Source organism: Exiguobacterium sp. s7, from assembly GCF_018618195.1.
GTDB lineage: Bacteria > Bacillota > Bacilli > Exiguobacteriales > Exiguobacteriaceae > Exiguobacterium > Exiguobacterium mexicanum_A.
In genome coordinates this window covers 1-15408 of the sequence record NZ_JACSLO010000011.1, presented here as the reverse complement: position 1 = coordinate 15408, position 15408 = coordinate 1, and the positions used below count along the sequence as shown (strand labels likewise).

At 48.5% G+C, this 15408-nt stretch carries 13 protein-coding genes; 8 read left to right on the top strand and 5 right to left on the bottom strand.

The features are described 5' to 3' along the window. Nucleotides 1–4: 4 nt before the first annotated feature. Entirely contained in the window at nucleotides 5–1384 is a 1380-nt protein-coding gene (gene mnmE / locus KNP79_RS12335; RefSeq protein WP_214755121.1) for a tRNA uridine-5-carboxymethylaminomethyl(34) synthesis GTPase MnmE, read from the bottom strand. A gap of 170 nt (nucleotides 1385–1554) precedes the next feature. Between mnmE and KNP79_RS12330 the strand changes: the two genes are divergently transcribed. Further along, nucleotides 1555–2307 carry a nucleotidyltransferase domain-containing protein gene (locus KNP79_RS12330; protein WP_214755123.1) on the top strand — a complete coding sequence of 251 codons (753 nt, stop codon included), beginning with the start codon at nucleotides 1555–1557 and terminating at the stop codon, nucleotides 2305–2307. 16 nt (nucleotides 2308–2323) lie between these two features. On the opposite strand, the gene KNP79_RS12325 is transcribed toward KNP79_RS12330, so the two are convergent. The 4 genes from KNP79_RS12325 to rpmH form a co-directional block, all read right to left on the bottom strand. Next, nucleotides 2324–2866: an HdeD family acid-resistance protein gene (locus tag KNP79_RS12325; RefSeq protein ID WP_214755125.1), complete on the bottom strand. Its 543-nt coding sequence runs from the start codon at nucleotides 2864–2866 to the stop codon at nucleotides 2324–2326. Nucleotides 2867–2988: 122 nt separating this feature from the next. Beyond that, on the bottom strand, nucleotides 2989–3849 hold the full coding sequence (gene yidC / locus KNP79_RS12320; protein ID WP_034780298.1) for a membrane protein insertase YidC: 861 nt from the start codon (nucleotides 3847–3849) through the stop codon (nucleotides 2989–2991). 102 nt (nucleotides 3850–3951) lie between these two features. Further along, nucleotides 3952–4305 (bottom strand): ribonuclease P protein component, encoded by a 354-nt coding sequence (rnpA, locus tag KNP79_RS12315; RefSeq protein WP_034780297.1) that lies wholly within the window; start codon nucleotides 4303–4305, stop codon nucleotides 3952–3954. A gap of 167 nt (nucleotides 4306–4472) precedes the next feature. Then, nucleotides 4473–4607, bottom strand: a complete 135-nt coding sequence (rpmH, locus tag KNP79_RS12310; RefSeq protein ID WP_015880216.1) for a 50S ribosomal protein L34 — start codon at nucleotides 4605–4607, stop codon at nucleotides 4473–4475. Between the two features lie 771 nt (nucleotides 4608–5378). On the opposite strand from rpmH, the gene dnaA reads away from it, so the two are divergent. From dnaA to KNP79_RS12275, 7 genes are all read left to right on the top strand, one after another. Next, nucleotides 5379–6752 (top strand): chromosomal replication initiator protein DnaA, encoded by a 1374-nt coding sequence (dnaA, locus tag KNP79_RS12305; protein ID WP_021067847.1) that lies wholly within the window; start codon nucleotides 5379–5381, stop codon nucleotides 6750–6752. Between the two features lie 197 nt (nucleotides 6753–6949). Continuing rightward, nucleotides 6950–8089, top strand: coding sequence for a DNA polymerase III subunit beta (gene dnaN, locus KNP79_RS12300; protein ID WP_034780296.1), 1140 nt, complete (start codon nucleotides 6950–6952; stop codon nucleotides 8087–8089). Between the two features lie 135 nt (nucleotides 8090–8224). Continuing rightward, nucleotides 8225–8440: a S4 domain-containing protein YaaA gene (gene yaaA, locus KNP79_RS12295; protein ID WP_034780295.1), complete on the top strand. Its 216-nt coding sequence runs from the start codon at nucleotides 8225–8227 to the stop codon at nucleotides 8438–8440. 1 nt (nucleotide 8441) lies between these two features. After that, nucleotides 8442–9560: a DNA replication/repair protein RecF gene (recF, locus tag KNP79_RS12290; RefSeq protein WP_034780294.1), complete on the top strand. Its 1119-nt coding sequence runs from the start codon at nucleotides 8442–8444 to the stop codon at nucleotides 9558–9560. Between the two features lie 54 nt (nucleotides 9561–9614). Then, nucleotides 9615–11543, top strand: a complete 1929-nt coding sequence (gyrB, locus tag KNP79_RS12285) for a DNA topoisomerase (ATP-hydrolyzing) subunit B (protein ID WP_034780293.1) — start codon at nucleotides 9615–9617, stop codon at nucleotides 11541–11543. A gap of 22 nt (nucleotides 11544–11565) precedes the next feature. Then, nucleotides 11566–14136, top strand: a complete 2571-nt coding sequence (gene gyrA, locus KNP79_RS12280) for a DNA gyrase subunit A (protein ID WP_034780292.1) — start codon at nucleotides 11566–11568, stop codon at nucleotides 14134–14136. Nucleotides 14137–14198: 62 nt separating this feature from the next. Further along, the gene (locus tag KNP79_RS12275; protein ID WP_214755128.1) at nucleotides 14199–15188 is read left to right on the top strand and encodes an HD-GYP domain-containing protein; all 990 of its coding nucleotides are present in this window, start codon (nucleotides 14199–14201) and stop codon (nucleotides 15186–15188) included. Nucleotides 15189–15408 lie beyond the last annotated feature (220 nt).

Below are 15408 nucleotides of genomic sequence, written 5' to 3'. Positions count from 1 at the left end.
CTTATTATTTCCCAAGACAAAACTGTGAAAAGAGTTGATCAATCAAACTTTCTTGAACGGTGTCCCCGTTGATCTCGCCGAGCGTGTCCCACGCCCGTCGTAAATCGATTTGGACCATATCGATCGGCAAATTCATGACGGCACTTCCGAGCGCCTCATCGATTTGTTCGATCGTCCGTTTGATGAGTTGAATGTGTCGTGCGTTCGAGATATATGTCATATCCTGTGATTCGACGCCTTTAGCGAAGAACAAGTTCGAGATTGCCTTCTCCAATGCATCGATTCCCTCTTCTAATAAGAGAGACGTCGCCACGATTGGGCGACCTGCCGCTAGTTTCTCCAGCTTAGAAGAATCCATACTTTGTGGCAAGTCCGTCTTATTGATGATGATGATCGCATTCATACCAGCAATCGCCTCAAACAAGGCCTCATCCTCGACAGTCAGACCTTCGTGCCCGTTCAAGACGAGCAAAATCAAGTCCGCGCCCGTGAGCGCCTTGCGCGATTTCTCGACACCGATCCGCTCGACGATGTCTTCCGTCTCCCGAATCCCTGCCGTATCAATCAATTTGAGCGGAACGCCTTTGACGTTCACATACTCTTCAATCGTATCGCGCGTCGTGCCGGCGATTTCCGTGACAATCGCTTTCGTCTCTTGAACGAGCGTGTTCATGAGCGATGACTTGCCGACGTTCGGCCGACCGATAATCGCTGTCGCGAGACCTTCCCGCAAGATTTTCCCTTGTCGCGCCGTCTCAAGCAGTTGCTCGAGCACACGCTTCACTTCGCCCGCCTTGTCTTCGACGATGGCCTGGGTCATCTCTTCGGCGTCGTATTCCGGGTAGTCGATATTGACCTCGACCGCCGCAATCGTCTCAAGCAACAATTGACGCAACTCGCGGACAAGCCGTGACAAACGTCCTTCCATTTGTGACATGGCGACGTTCATGGCCCGATCCGTTTTGGCACGAATCAAATCCATGACGGCCTCTGCTTGCGACAAATCGATGCGTCCATTTAAAAAGGCGCGTTTCGTGAACTCGCCCGGTTCTGCCAAGCGGATGTCCGGTTGTTCAAGAATCAGTTCGAGGACACGATTGACCGCGACGATTCCTCCGTGGCAATTGATTTCGACGACGTCTTCTCGCGTGAACGTCTTCGGTGCGCGCATGATGCTCACCATGACTTCATCGACGACCTCGTCCGTGCCAGGACGTTTCAATTTTCCGTAATGGATCGTATGTGACTCCACTTTCGTCAAATCTCTTCCAGAAAACACACGGCCCACCGTCTCGACGGCGCGGTCACCGGACAAGCGGACGATTCCGATTGCCCCTTCACCCATCGGCGTCGAAATCGCCGTAATCGTGTCAAACTCTAGCATCATCTTTCCCTCCCATACTTCTTACTACTTCCTCTATCTTATGCATAACGCACCTACTATACACGATATTTGTCTCGAACGAAAGAGTCCGACCTCTCGAGCAACGGTTGCATTTCAAGGAATTACTTTAGTACAATAAAGGAATATATTTCCATGGAGGACGTGATGAAATGCGACAGCAAGATGCCATCGCCACATTGACCGACAGCCTCATCTCCGACACGGATGTGCAGGCCATTTTCTTGAAAGGATCGTTCGGACGTGGTGAAGCGGACGAACATTCCGATGTCGACTTGTACGTCATGGTCGCCTCTGACAGCCTGAATGAGTTCTTGCCGCGCCGCCGCGACCATCTGGCCACATATCGCCCGATCCTGCTCGAGGACGAAATCGATATCGTGGCCCCGCAACTGATCGTCGTCTATGATGATTTCTTGCATCTCGACTTCTTCACGGTGACGGCGGACACGTTGAACCATCAAGACACAATTACGGTGCTGTACGATCCGGAACACCGATTGCAACATCACCCGAGTTCGCTCACTTTATCTGTTGAAAATTTGAGCGGACACGTGTTTGATGCGATTTGGTTCTTTTTCCAATATACGAAAGCCCGTGACCGCGGCAACGATGTCTGGGCCGTCGAGATGCTCCGGCAAGGCATGAGTCATTTCGCTTACGCACTTGCCGCTCACTATGAACCTGAACGGGCCGCACTCGGGTTGAAAGACGTGGCCGCCCGGCAGCGGATTGAAATCCGGACCTTTTATGAAGCGTTGACACCCGACCATCATGCGACAGCCGCTCGCTGGTATATCTCCCGTCTCGAAGCCGAGCGTCCGTTCTTCGAGACGACCGTTGCGTTCGAAGTGATTCGTCCGTTTTTGGACCGACTCGTCATCCGTGAAAAAAGCCGCTCCTGATGTGAGCGGCTTTCGTTTATGCTTGCTGACGTCTCGACGAGCGGAGCGTGAAATAGAGCACCCATTCGATCACCCCGACGGCGATGAGAAAACCGCCGAACAATTGGAACAAGACGAGCAGGCTGTCAAACGGGTTCGCCAACATGAGCAGGCCAATCCCAATCCACAATAGACTGCTCAGCATGAAGTACATCCACCGATTGGCGATCGTCCGGCGAAATCCGACGGCTTGAATCAACCGGATGATCCCCCCGAACAAGAAGAGGGCACCGATGAAGATTGGAAGCAGGCTCGCTAACGTCTCGGCGAAGAAAAAGACGATCAAGGCGATCAATAGATAGATGACTCCCATAAAAAATCCGGGTGGGAGGCCGTTTCGTTTGTGGCGCAACCCTTGAACGATGGCGATTAGACCGATGATGGCAAAATAAGCCGCGACCACATAGACGATCGCATCAAAAAAGAAACGTGGATACAAGATGATGAGTAAGCCGATGATGACATAAAGTGTTGCCTGAATGAATGTCGACCGTTCCAACCGCTTGATAAGCGTCTCCATTTGAAAGACCCCTTTCCGATGTAACGAAGTAGACCACTTCTTCCTTTATTCCCGTATTCGGCCCTTATCCATCCGAAGCGACAAAAAAAAGGCTGTGGATTGGTTATCCACAGCCTTAGGATTTATTTACGTTTTTTCTTTTTCGTCTTCTTCTCTTCTTCAGCAAGCGCGGCACGTTCTGCTTCTTTCGCCGCAATCTTCGCTTCAGCTTGGACTTTCATCTTCTCACGCATCGGGAGCATGATTGCCATCGTCACGATGATCGAGATGATGTAACCGACGACCCAGTACATCGAGAGGGCAGCCGGAAGGGTAATCGACATGACGAAGATCATCACCGGGAAGATGTAGAGCATCATTTTCAATTGTGGGTTTTGTTCTTGGCCCGCCATTGAAATTTTTTGCTGTGCAAACGTCAAGATTGCCGCGAGAATCGGCAAGATGAACGTCGGATCTGGTGCCCCGAGGTCGAACCAAAGGAACTGCGCTTCAAAGATTTCAGGTGTCCGACGGATCGCATCGTAGAACGCGAAGAGGATCGGCATTTGAATCAAGATTGGCAAGCAGCCCGCGAGCGGGTTGATTTGATACTCTTGATACATCTTCATCATTTCTTCTTGAAGCTTGCGTTGCGTCTCTTGGTCTTTCGAGCTGTACTTCTCACGAAGCTTGAGCATTTCCGGTTGCAACACTTGCATCGCACCCATGCTCTTCGTCTGCTTGATCATAAGCGGTAAAATCAAGAGACGAACGATAATCGTCGCAACGATGATCGAGTATCCGTACTGCCACGTCCCACCGATTAAGTAAGCCGCTTCTTTCAACAACCATGCCAATGGCCAAACAAAGTATTTCGACCAGAAGCCTTCCGTCTCAGCCGTGATCGGCTCTCCTTGGATCGTCGATGGGTCGACACAACCAGCCATCAACATGATGACGCCGGTCATGACGGCCAACAATCCTAATTTTAGCTTTTTGCTCATAGTTCCTCCTACGCTTTCTTTATCGATTCTTTTGTTTCATCACACGTCTATCGGTCAATCCTAATTAGTTCGCGTTATATATGAAAGAACGAGCTCGGATTGTTACGATCGATCGACTTGTCTCTGCTTCCAAACTTTAGCCCGTTTAAAGACGTGTTTCAAGCTTTCCGTCACTTCATCTTGTGTAAGGGACGTCGCAGGTTTGCGCGCAATGATGACGTAATTGTGCGGAGCCACGTTTGGTTCGAGCAAGCGAAGTGATTCACGCATCAATCGTTTCATCCGGTTTCGTTCCACGGCATTTCCAAGCTTTTTACTGACCGAAAGTCCGACCCGGAAGTGCGCTTGATCCGCTTTTTGCGTGTAGACGACAAACTGACGATTGGCCACGGAGCGTCCTTCACGAAACACCGCTTGGAACTCTTCATTCTTTTGCAGGCGGTATTCTTTTTTCAAAATTCTCACTCCATCCTTCACTTCAAAAATCGTCAACTAACATCATACCATATCCCATTCGTTTCAACGAGGGCGAATCAGCTTTTTCCGTCCGTTTGTGTGACTTCTGTGACGATATAAAAAAAGATTGCCCAAGGAAAAATCCTCGGGCAATCTCATGATCTTTATTAGACAGTCAAGGCTTTGCGGCCTTTACGACGGCGAGCTGCAAGAATGTTGCGGCCGTTTTTAGTCGCCATGCGAGCACGGAATCCGTGGACTTTCTTACGCTTACGGTTGTTAGGATTGAAAGTTGGTTTCATGGTTAAAGCACCTCCTCAAGGTTAACGCTCTATTAGCAAGTTATAGTTTCATTTAAGGCAGTCTTTAAGATTATATAAACAGTTCCCCAGATTGTCAATGAATTTTCGTTAGGTTTTCCATTAGGGCGAAATCAATTGCCAGGGGAGGGGGAGACGATCTCTGGATGGCACGATTTAGAAGAAACGGAAGCGTTAAGTAACATCGAGAATTAACAATCTTACAGTGACTTTTTTACAAACAGCTGTCTTAAGCCATTTTATCCACATATCCCAAGAGTTATCCACACTTATATGTGAATAACTCCTTCTTTTTCAACAAATTAAGCATGCCGTTTTTTAATTTTTCATTTTCTTCTCTTAAAAAAATATTCTTCTCCATTCCTTCTTCCTCTTTTGTGTATAACTTTTCTGACCACAACTTTGCTTACTAACAATTATCCACAACATATCCACAGTTTATCCACACTGTACACAGCATGTGGATAACTGCCTGTGGATTCTTTTGGTCGTCTGTGGATAAATATCAAAAACCGTTGCCACGTCTATTTTATTTTGATAAACTGAATGTGCACAAACTTGTGGATGAACTTTTAGCAATTCCAAGATATACACAGGCTGTGGATAACTGTTATCCCCAACATTAACACCATGTGGATAACGTTATCCACAGTTTTTGTTCTCTGGGGATAACCCTAGTATCTACTATAGAATAGTGAATGTGTATATCATGTGAATAAGTTTCGCCAACATGTGAGTAAAGGAGGTCTTTCATTGAAGAATGCTCGCGAGATTTGGAGAAATGTTTTATCTCTGATTGAAGAAGAGGAACGAACGCCAAAAGCCAGCTTTGATATGTGGTTGAAATCAACAGAAGGAATTTCGTTGATGGGGACGACGCTCGTCGTATCCGCGCCAGCCAGTTTCATTGTGACTTGGCTTGAACGTCAGTACTTGTCATTGTTACAAGATACGATTGAAGAAGTGACAAACAACAAGCTTGAGATTCATTTTATCGAGGAGTCGCAAGCACACAAGTATGCACCTGCGGATGGATCGAAAGAAACGATTGCTGCCACAGAAATGAAAGAACAGCCGCTTCCAGTACTGCCAAAAGAGGAAGGGAACCTCGGACAACTGAATGACAAATACATTTTCGAGACATTTGTCATCGGCTCCGGAAACCGGTTTGCCCATGCCGCCTCGCTCGCCGTGGCAGAAGCTCCGGCCCGCGCCTATAACCCGCTCTTCATTTATGGGGGAGTCGGGCTCGGCAAGACACATTTGATGCATGCGATTGGGCATTACGTGAAAGGGCAAAAGCCTGGCGCACGAATTGCTTACGTATCATCTGAAAAGTTCACAAATGAGTTCATCAACTCGATTCGTGACAATAAGACCGAAGAGTTCCGTAACCGTTATCGGAACATCGATGTCCTCTTGATTGATGACATTCAGTTCTTGGCCGGTAAAGAGCAGACGCAGGAAGAGTTCTTCCATACGTTCAATGCGCTTCATAACGACCAAAAACAGATTGTGATTTCTAGCGACCGACCGCCTAAAGAGATCCCGACGCTCGAAGATCGTCTTCGTTCGCGGTTCGAATGGGGTCTTATCACAGATATCACACCGCCTGACCTCGAAACGCGGATTGCCATCTTACGTAAGAAGGCGACAGCAGAAGGGCTTGATATCGCGAACGACGTCATGCTGTACATCGCCAATCAAATCGACACGAACATTCGTGAACTCGAAGGGGCGTTGACGCGCGTCGTCGCCTACGCCAAACTCGTCGGTCGTCCGATTGATCCGGATGTCGCTGCCGAAGCGTTGCACAATATCATGCCGGTCCAAGAAGCGAAGAAGATCGTCATTCGTGACATTCAAGAGATCGTCGGTCGTCACTTTAATATTGAAGTTGATGAGCTGAAAGCGAAGAAACGGACGAAGACGCTCGCATTCCCTCGTCAAATCGCGATGTACTTGTCACGTGAGATGACGGAAAGCTCGCTTCCTAAGATAGGAGAAGAGTTCGGCGGACGTGATCACACGACAGTTATCCACGCTCATGAGAAAATTAGTACGTTACTCAAGCATGATCCAGAGATGCAAGAGACGATTCAGACACTAAAGAAGGCTTTGTCCTAACGTCTTATGTTTCGCTGTGGATATCCTGTGGATAAACCCACATAGTTATCCACACGTTATTCACAGGCAGAATGGCTTAGTACGAGTGGTTCAAGTGACTTATCCCCAGTATCCACAGCCCTTATTACTATTATGACTTAAATAATACTATTATTATTAAACTATATGACTCAGTTCACTTAGGAGGAATTATCCACATGCACTTAACGATTCAGCGAGATGTATTCATGCAAGCCGTACAAGACGTATCGAAGGCCGTTGCTTCTAGAACGACGATTCCAATCCTCACAGGTTTAAAGCTTGAGGCTCATGCCGATGGGTTGACACTCACAGGAAGTGATACCGAGATTTCAATCGAACGCTTAATCCCGATTGAAGAAGGCGGAATCGAACTCATTCAAATCCAACGAGCAGGCAGCGTCGTGCTCAATGCACGCTTCCTTGGCGAAATTGTTAAAAAGTTGCCGACGAATGAAGTGACACTTGAAGTGTCTCCAAACTTTATGACGCGGATTGAGTCAGGACAAGCCGAATTCCACTTGAACGGACTCGACCCAGATGAATACCCACGTCTTCCTGAGCTTTCAAGCGAGCGTCGTTTTTACTTGCCGGCTGATTTGTTGAAGACAATCATCCGCCAGACGAGCTTCGCTGTATCAGCTCAAGAGACACGTCCCGTTCTTACAGGGGTTAACTTCTCAGCTGAAAAAGGATTTTTGACTTGTGTCGCCACGGATAGCCACCGTTTAGCCCTCCGTCGGGCACGGTTCGAGACCGACAACGATTTGACGTTCCAAAACGTTGTCGTACCGGGCCGCTCATTGAACGAGCTCGCTAAATTGCTCGACCGCGAAGAATTGCCAGTCGAGATTGTTTTGACGGATCAACAAATTTTATTCCGAATGAAAAACATCTCGTTCTTCTCACGTCTCTTAGACGGGGCGTACCCGGACACATCACGTTTGATTCCGGAAGAATACCGGACAGCGGTCCGTTTGAACGCTAAAGATTTCTTGCAGGCAATTGACCGAGCCTCGCTGCTCGCCCGGGCCGATCGCAACAACGTCATTAAATTTGTCGCGGAAGAAGCGACGACGGTTGAAGTTTCGTCCCACTCTCCAGAAGTCGGGAAAGTGTCAGAACGCGTCAGCATCCTGTCGCTTGAAGGAGAAGAGTTAAAAATTTCATTCAACTCTAAATTTGTGATGGATGCACTCCGTGCGCTTGATGCTTCAGAAATCGAAATCCAGTTTACGGGTTCGATGCGACCGTTCATCTTGCGTCCGGTCGAACAGGATAGCGTCCTTCAGTTGATCTTGCCAGTCCGTACGTCTTAAATCTGACGGAGCGGATTCGGGGATGATGAGGTGTTTCACCTTATCATCCCCGTTTTTGCCTTATTCGACGTTTTTCGATAAACTAATAAGTATGGCGATTTTTTGTACTAAGTATGAAAGAAAGGAAGTGACGACATGCAAAAAGTGTCGATTACAACCGAGTATGTAACACTCGGACAATTTTTGAAGTTGGCTGATATTATTTCAAGCGGAGGCCAAGCGAAGTTCTTTTTAGAGGACGTTCAGATCAAAGTGAACGGCGAGGTCGATCAACGTCGCGGACGGAAACTACGGGATGGGGATACGATCGAAGTCGAAGGCTTCGGAGACTTCCAAATCGAGGGGAACTAACGTGCACTTAAAGTCGATCCGATTGCAAAACTACCGCAACTACGAAACCCTCGAGCTAGATTTTTCAGAACAGACGAACGTTCTCATCGGGGAAAATGCCCAAGGGAAAACGAATCTACTCGAATCGATTTACGTACTTGCGCTCGCGAAGTCACATCGGACGACGCAAGACCGTGAACTGATCGGCTGGGAAGCGGATGCTGCGATGGTCGAAGGGCGGATTCATAAACGGACCGGTGAGACGGTCCAATCGCTCACGTTTTCACCGAAAGGGAAAAAAGCGAAATTGAACCATCTCGAACAACGTCGTCTCAGCGACTACGTCGGGGCCTTCAACGTCGTACTGTTCGCACCAGAAGACCTCGCCATCGTCAAAGGCAGCCCGCAAGGACGACGTCGGTTTTTAGATATGGAGATCGGGCAAGTGAGTCCTGTTTATCTACATGAATTAAACCAGTACTTGAAGACGCTAAAGCAACGAAACGCCCTGTTGAAACAGCTCTCAATCAAAGGCGGGGATGAGACACTGCTCGAGGTACTCACCGATCAAATGATTGAACTTGCGGTGAAAATCGTTTCACGGCGCCATCATTTCATCGATCAACTCGAAAAATGGGCCGGGCCGATTCACGCCGGCATCACGCGAAACTTGGAGACACTGACGATTCAGTACGTATCGGATACATTCCAAAAAGAACGTTACCCAAAAGATGCGATGTTTGAAACGTATCGTCGAAAGTTTGATAAAATAAGAGAGAACGAACGAAGACGAGGTGTGACGTTATTTGGTCCGCATCGAGATGATTTTGAGTTGTACGTCAACAATCGCAATGTCCAAACGTTCGGTTCGCAAGGTCAGCAGCGCACAGCGGCTTTGTCTTTAAAGCTAGCGGAGATTGAACTGATTCACGAAGAGGTCGGGGAATATCCGCTGCTCTTGTTAGATGACGTGTTATCTGAATTAGACGACCATCGCCAAACCCATCTGCTCGATACGATGGGCCAAAAAGTCCAAACGATTATCACGACAACCAATATTGATGGGATCGCTCACGAAACGATTCAACAAGCAAAGGTGTTTCACGTGAAACAGGGCGAAGTTGAAACAGAATCTGTATGAAGTAAGACCAATCCATATGAACACCAATTCATGTATAGTAGGTGAATGAAACCGATGAGTAACGAAAACGAAAAACAAATGCAAGATTATGGTGCCGATCAGATTCAAGTACTTGAAGGATTAGAAGCTGTTCGCAAACGCCCGGGGATGTATATCGGTTCGACGAGCTCACGAGGACTCCATCACTTAGTATGGGAAATCGTCGATAACTCGATTGACGAAGCACTCGCGGGACACTGTGACACGATTACGGTCACGGTCGAGCCGGGTAACTCAGTCGTCGTTGAAGACAACGGGCGAGGCATCCCGGTCGATGTTCAAAAGAAAACGGGACGTCCAGCCGTTGAAGTCATTTTCACGGTCCTTCACGCCGGAGGTAAATTCGGTGGTGGCGGATATAAAGTCTCAGGCGGTTTGCACGGCGTCGGGGCCTCGGTCGTTAACGCCTTGTCGACGAAACTTGAAGTGTTCGTTCGCCGTAACGGCAACGTCTACTACCAATCATTCAAACGCGGCGTTCCACAAGGAGAGCTCGAAATCGTTGGTACGACTGATACGACGGGTACGACTGTCCGTTTCTTCCCGGACGGCGATATCTTTGAGGAGACGCTCGAATACGACTTTGATTTACTCGCCACACGTCTGCGCGAACTTGCCTTCCTGAACAAAGGGCTTCGCATCGTCGCAAAAGACGAGCGCAGTGATGAGACGATTGAACGCAACTATCATTACGAGGGCGGAATCAAGTCATACGTTGAACACTTGAACCGCTCAAAAGCCTCAATCCACGATGAGCCTGTCTATGTACATGGCACGAAGGATGGGATTGAAGTTGAGATCGCGCTTCAGTACAACGAAGGATTTGCGAGCAACATCTATTCATTCACGAACAACATCCCGACCCACGAGGGCGGAACGCACGAGACAGGGTTCAAAACGGCACTGACTCGTTCGATCAACGACTATGCAAAACGCTTCGGTCTCATGAAAGAAGCCGATGGTAGCTTGTCAGGGGATGACGTACGTGAAGGATTGACGGCGATTGTCTCGGTCAAACACCCATCGCCACAGTTCGAGGGTCAAACGAAGACAAAGCTTGGCAACGCTGACGCTCGTACAGCGACAGACTCGCTCTTCACAGACACGTTCGAGCAGTTCTTGCTTGAGAACCCTTCTGTCGGGCGATTGATTGTCGACAAAGGTTTAATGGCGGCACGTGCTCGTCTTGCAGCGAAACGTGCTCGTGAAATGACTCGCCGAAAAGGAATCCTCGAAGTCAGTTCATTGCCTGGGAAACTAGCAGACTGTTCATCGAAAGATGCATCGAAGTCTGAATTGTACATCGTTGAGGGTGACTCGGCCGGTGGCTCTGCAAAATCAGGTCGCGATCGTCACTTCCAAGCGATCTTGCCGATTCGAGGTAAAATCATCAACGTCGAAAAAGCGAGACTCGATAAGATTTTAGCCAACCAAGAAGTTCGTACAATTATTACGGCGCTCGGGACTGGGATCGCGGAAGAGTTCGATCTCGCGAAGGCGCGGTACCATAAATTGATTATCATGACCGATGCCGACGTCGATGGAGCCCACATTCGGACACTGCTCTTGACGTTCTTCTACCGTTACATGCGTCCGCTCGTTGAAAGCGGCTATGTGTATATCGCGCAACCGCCACTTTACGGCTTGAAGCACGGAAAAGACGTCACCTACGTCCAAAATGAACGGGAACTGCAAGAAGCGATTAAACAGCTTCCAGAAAATGCTCGTTACAGTGTACAGCGTTACAAAGGTCTCGGTGAGATGGACCCTGAACAGCTGTGGAGCACGACGATGAATCCAGAGACACGCTCGATGCTTCGTGTCGACCTTCAAGACGCCATTGAGGCGGATGAGATCTTTGAAACGCTCATGGGTGACAATGTCGAGCCGCGACGTGACTTCATCCAATCACATGCGCATTACGTGAAAAACCTCGATATTTAAAAAGAAGGGTAGGCAATAACGAATGGCAGAACAAGAAAATATCAAGGATATAAATATTAGCCAAGAGATGCGCACCTCGTTCATGGACTATGCGATGAGCGTAATCGTGTCACGTGCCCTCCCAGATGTACGAGACGGTCTGAAGCCGGTTCACCGCCGCATTCTTTATGCGATGAACGAGCTTGGGATTCGTGCCGATAAGCCTCATAAGAAGTCGGCGCGTGTTGTCGGTGACGTTATCGGTAAGTATCACCCGCACGGTGACTCTGCCGTTTACGAGACGATGGTTCGGATGGCGCAAGACTTTAGTTACCGTTACGAACTCGTAGATGGCCACGGAAACTTTGGTTCTGTCGACGGTGACTCGGCGGCAGCGATGCGTTACACAGAAGCGCGGATGTCGAAAATCGCGATGGAACTCGTCCGTGATATCGGGAAGAATACAATCGATTACCAACCGAACTTTGACGGGGAAGAGAAAGAACCGGTCGTCATGCCTGCCCGGTTCCCGAACTTCTTGGTCAACGGGACGAGCGGGATTGCAGTCGGGATGGCCACGAACGTACCGCCGCATAACTTGAACGAAGTGATTGATGGGGTGCTTGCATTGACGCATAATCCGGATATCACGATTTCTGAGTTGATGCAGCATATTCCTGGTCCTGACTTCCCGACGGCTGGTGAAATTTTAGGTCGTAGCGGAATTCGCCGTGCCTATGAGACGGGTCGTGGCTCGATCACGATGCGTGCCAAAGCTGAGATCGAAGTGTTGAAAAATGGCCGTGAGCGCATTCTCGTTCATGAAATCCCGTATCAAGTGAACAAAGCGCGCCTCGTCGAAAAGATTGCCGATTTGGTACGCGACAAGAAAATCGAAGGCATCACGGACCTTCGTGACGAATCAGACCGTAACGGGATGCGTGTCGTCATCGAAGTACGCCGCGATGCGAATGCCAGTGTCATTTTGAACAACTTGTATAAACAAACGCCAATGCAAACGACGTTTGGTGTCAACATGCTCGCTCTCGTCGGCGGTCGACCGAAGACACTCAACTTGAAGCAAGCGATTTATTACTACATCGAGCACCAAAAAGAAGTCGTTCGTCGCCGGACACAATTCGACCTCGACAAGGCTGAGGCACGTGCGCACATCCTTGAAGGATTGCGCGTGGCACTCGATCATTTGGACGAAGTCATCGCCATCATCCGTAGTACACGGACCGGTGACGAGGCTCGCGAGAAGTTGATCGCTCGTTTTGGATTGTCGACTGAACAGACACAAGCCATTCTCGACATGCGTCTTCAGCGGTTAACTGGACTTGAACGAGAGAAAATCGAAGGCGAGTATCGTGAGATTCGTGCCTTGATTGAAGAACTTCGTGCCATTTTAGGGGATGAAGAACTCTTGCTCCAAATCATCCGCAACGAGTTGACAGAAATCAAAGAGCGTTACGGCGATCCACGTCGGACGGTAATCCGTACGGACATCATCGAACTCGAAGATGAAGATTTGATTCCGGTCCGTGACATGATGATCACACTTACGAGTGAAGGATACATCAAGTCGATCCCGAGTGACTCATATCGTACGCAACGCCGTGGTGGACGAGGGAAACAAGGAATGGGCACGAACGATGAAGACTTCGTGTTACGTCTTTTGTCTGCATCTACGCATGATACGATTCTCTTCTTTACGAATTTCGGCCGTGTCTTCCGCTTGAAAGGCTATGAGATTCCTGAGATGAGTCGTACAGCGAAAGGGATGCCGATTATCAACTTGCTCCAAGTCGATAAAGGCGAGAAAGTCGAAACGATGATTCCGGTCGATTTCCAGAGTTATTTGGCGGACAAGGCCATCGTCGAGGATGGCACTGAAGACTCGGAAGCGGAAGTGGCGGATGAGCAATTGTCGCTCGTATTCATTACGAAACAAGGACTCGTTAAACGTTCACCGCTCTCGGCGTATGCCCGCATCAATAAAAATGGACTTCGTGCCATCAGTTTGAATGACACCGATGAACTCGTCACCGTTCGTCTCGCGAAGAGCGACGACGAAATGTTGATTGTGACCCGTGAAGGGATGTCGATTCGTTTCCCACTTGAAGGGGAAGTGCGTTCGATGGGCCGTACAGCTCGCGGCGTTCGTGCCATCCGATTGAAAAAGGACGATGATCAAGTTGTCTCGATGGAAATCGTACGACCGACACAAGACGTATTGATAATCACGGAAAAGGGTTACGGAAAACGTACCGCAATGGAGCAATTCCGTACGCAAGGTCGAGGTGGTTCTGGAATCATCGGAATCAAGACCGATCGCGGTACCGTCGTCGGTATGCGAGTCGTGGATGAGGACGACGATATCATGCTCATGACCGAGCTTGGTGTCGCCATTCGAATTGACGCACAGACGATTTCACAAATGGGTCGCAGTACGCGCGGCGTGAAAGTCATGAACATCGAGGACGGCGATCGCTTAGCGACCATCGCAAAATTGAAAAAAGATGAGCTAGAAGAGGAATCAGCAGATGAGATGGAGAATGGATTTGATGGTGAAGCACCAGAAACCGACCTATCGTCTGAAGTGACCGAATAAGGCGAAACAGGTCGAACGGGGCTTCCGTTCGACCTGTTTTCATACGATCAGGAGGGATGAGCATGCGACTCGCTATTTCAAACGTTCACGTAGGGATGGTCCTAAAAACAGCGGTCTCTTCATTAGAGGCTGGCATTAGACTGACGAATGAACATTTACGCTTGCTTCGGTTTTTAAAAGTAGAGACGATTGAAGTTGCTCCTGTGGAACGTCGTCGCTTCACGCAAGAAGAAGAACGCGATTTGTGTGAGAAGATCCTCCAATATGAACGTCACTATAATCAATGGGAGGAACGGATTGCTCCGAATCCCTATGAAGCCTTAGAGTTTATCCACCAATTGTTTCGTCGTGATTATCCATTATCAGCTATCGTTACATTTTTCACGAAACAACCACTTCGAAAAAATCACGTCATTCATCATGCGATTTATCGCGCACTCGTTGCAAGGACCTTGTCCAAGTATCGGGGGGATGAACATCGACTCCAGTTCGACTACGGCATCGCCTCGTATTTTGCAGACGCCAGCTACGCAAAAATTCGAAAATGGTCGCATATGCGTTATTTCACAAAAATGGAACGAGAGTTATTGTATCAACATCCACTCGTATCGATGGCGATGTTGCCTCAAGATCAGACGCTGCGCCAGCGCGTCAGTAAATTGGTTGCGGAACACCATGAGCGTCTTGATGGTTCTGGCTTTCCGAATCGTCTCGAGGAGCGGTCGCTCCATCCGGCCTCGCCGCTGTTCATTGTGGCAGATCGTTTTTGTCAGTTGACAGCCCCACGAACGTTTCGAGACGCTTTGACACCGGAAGAGGCATATTTCTATATGTGGCAAAATGAAGCTTACGATGGGGAAGCACTTACCCTTTTGGCGACATTGCTTGGATTTTATGAAGTCGGTCGAACCGTGTTGTTGAGTAGTGGGGTTCGAGGTACAATTCGTAACTATACACCGAACGTCGAACAACCGATTGTCATATCTGAACCGACGCAAGAAATGTACGATTTGACTCGTTTAGATGAAGTTCGAATCATTGCATTCCAATGATCTGTGGTGTGTTTCTTCTATATAGTGGCGACCGAGAACACACCACGTTTTTATTCTTTTAAAATATTTTATTTTTATAGTTGACGAATAGTAGAGCAGGTGCTATTATTAATGAGTCGCTAAGAGCGGCAGACGAACTTTGAAAACTGAACGATGAGGCAAAAATAAGTTTTACAATTTTTGAATGAAGCGCAAGCTTCGTCATTTTTAAAGAGCTATA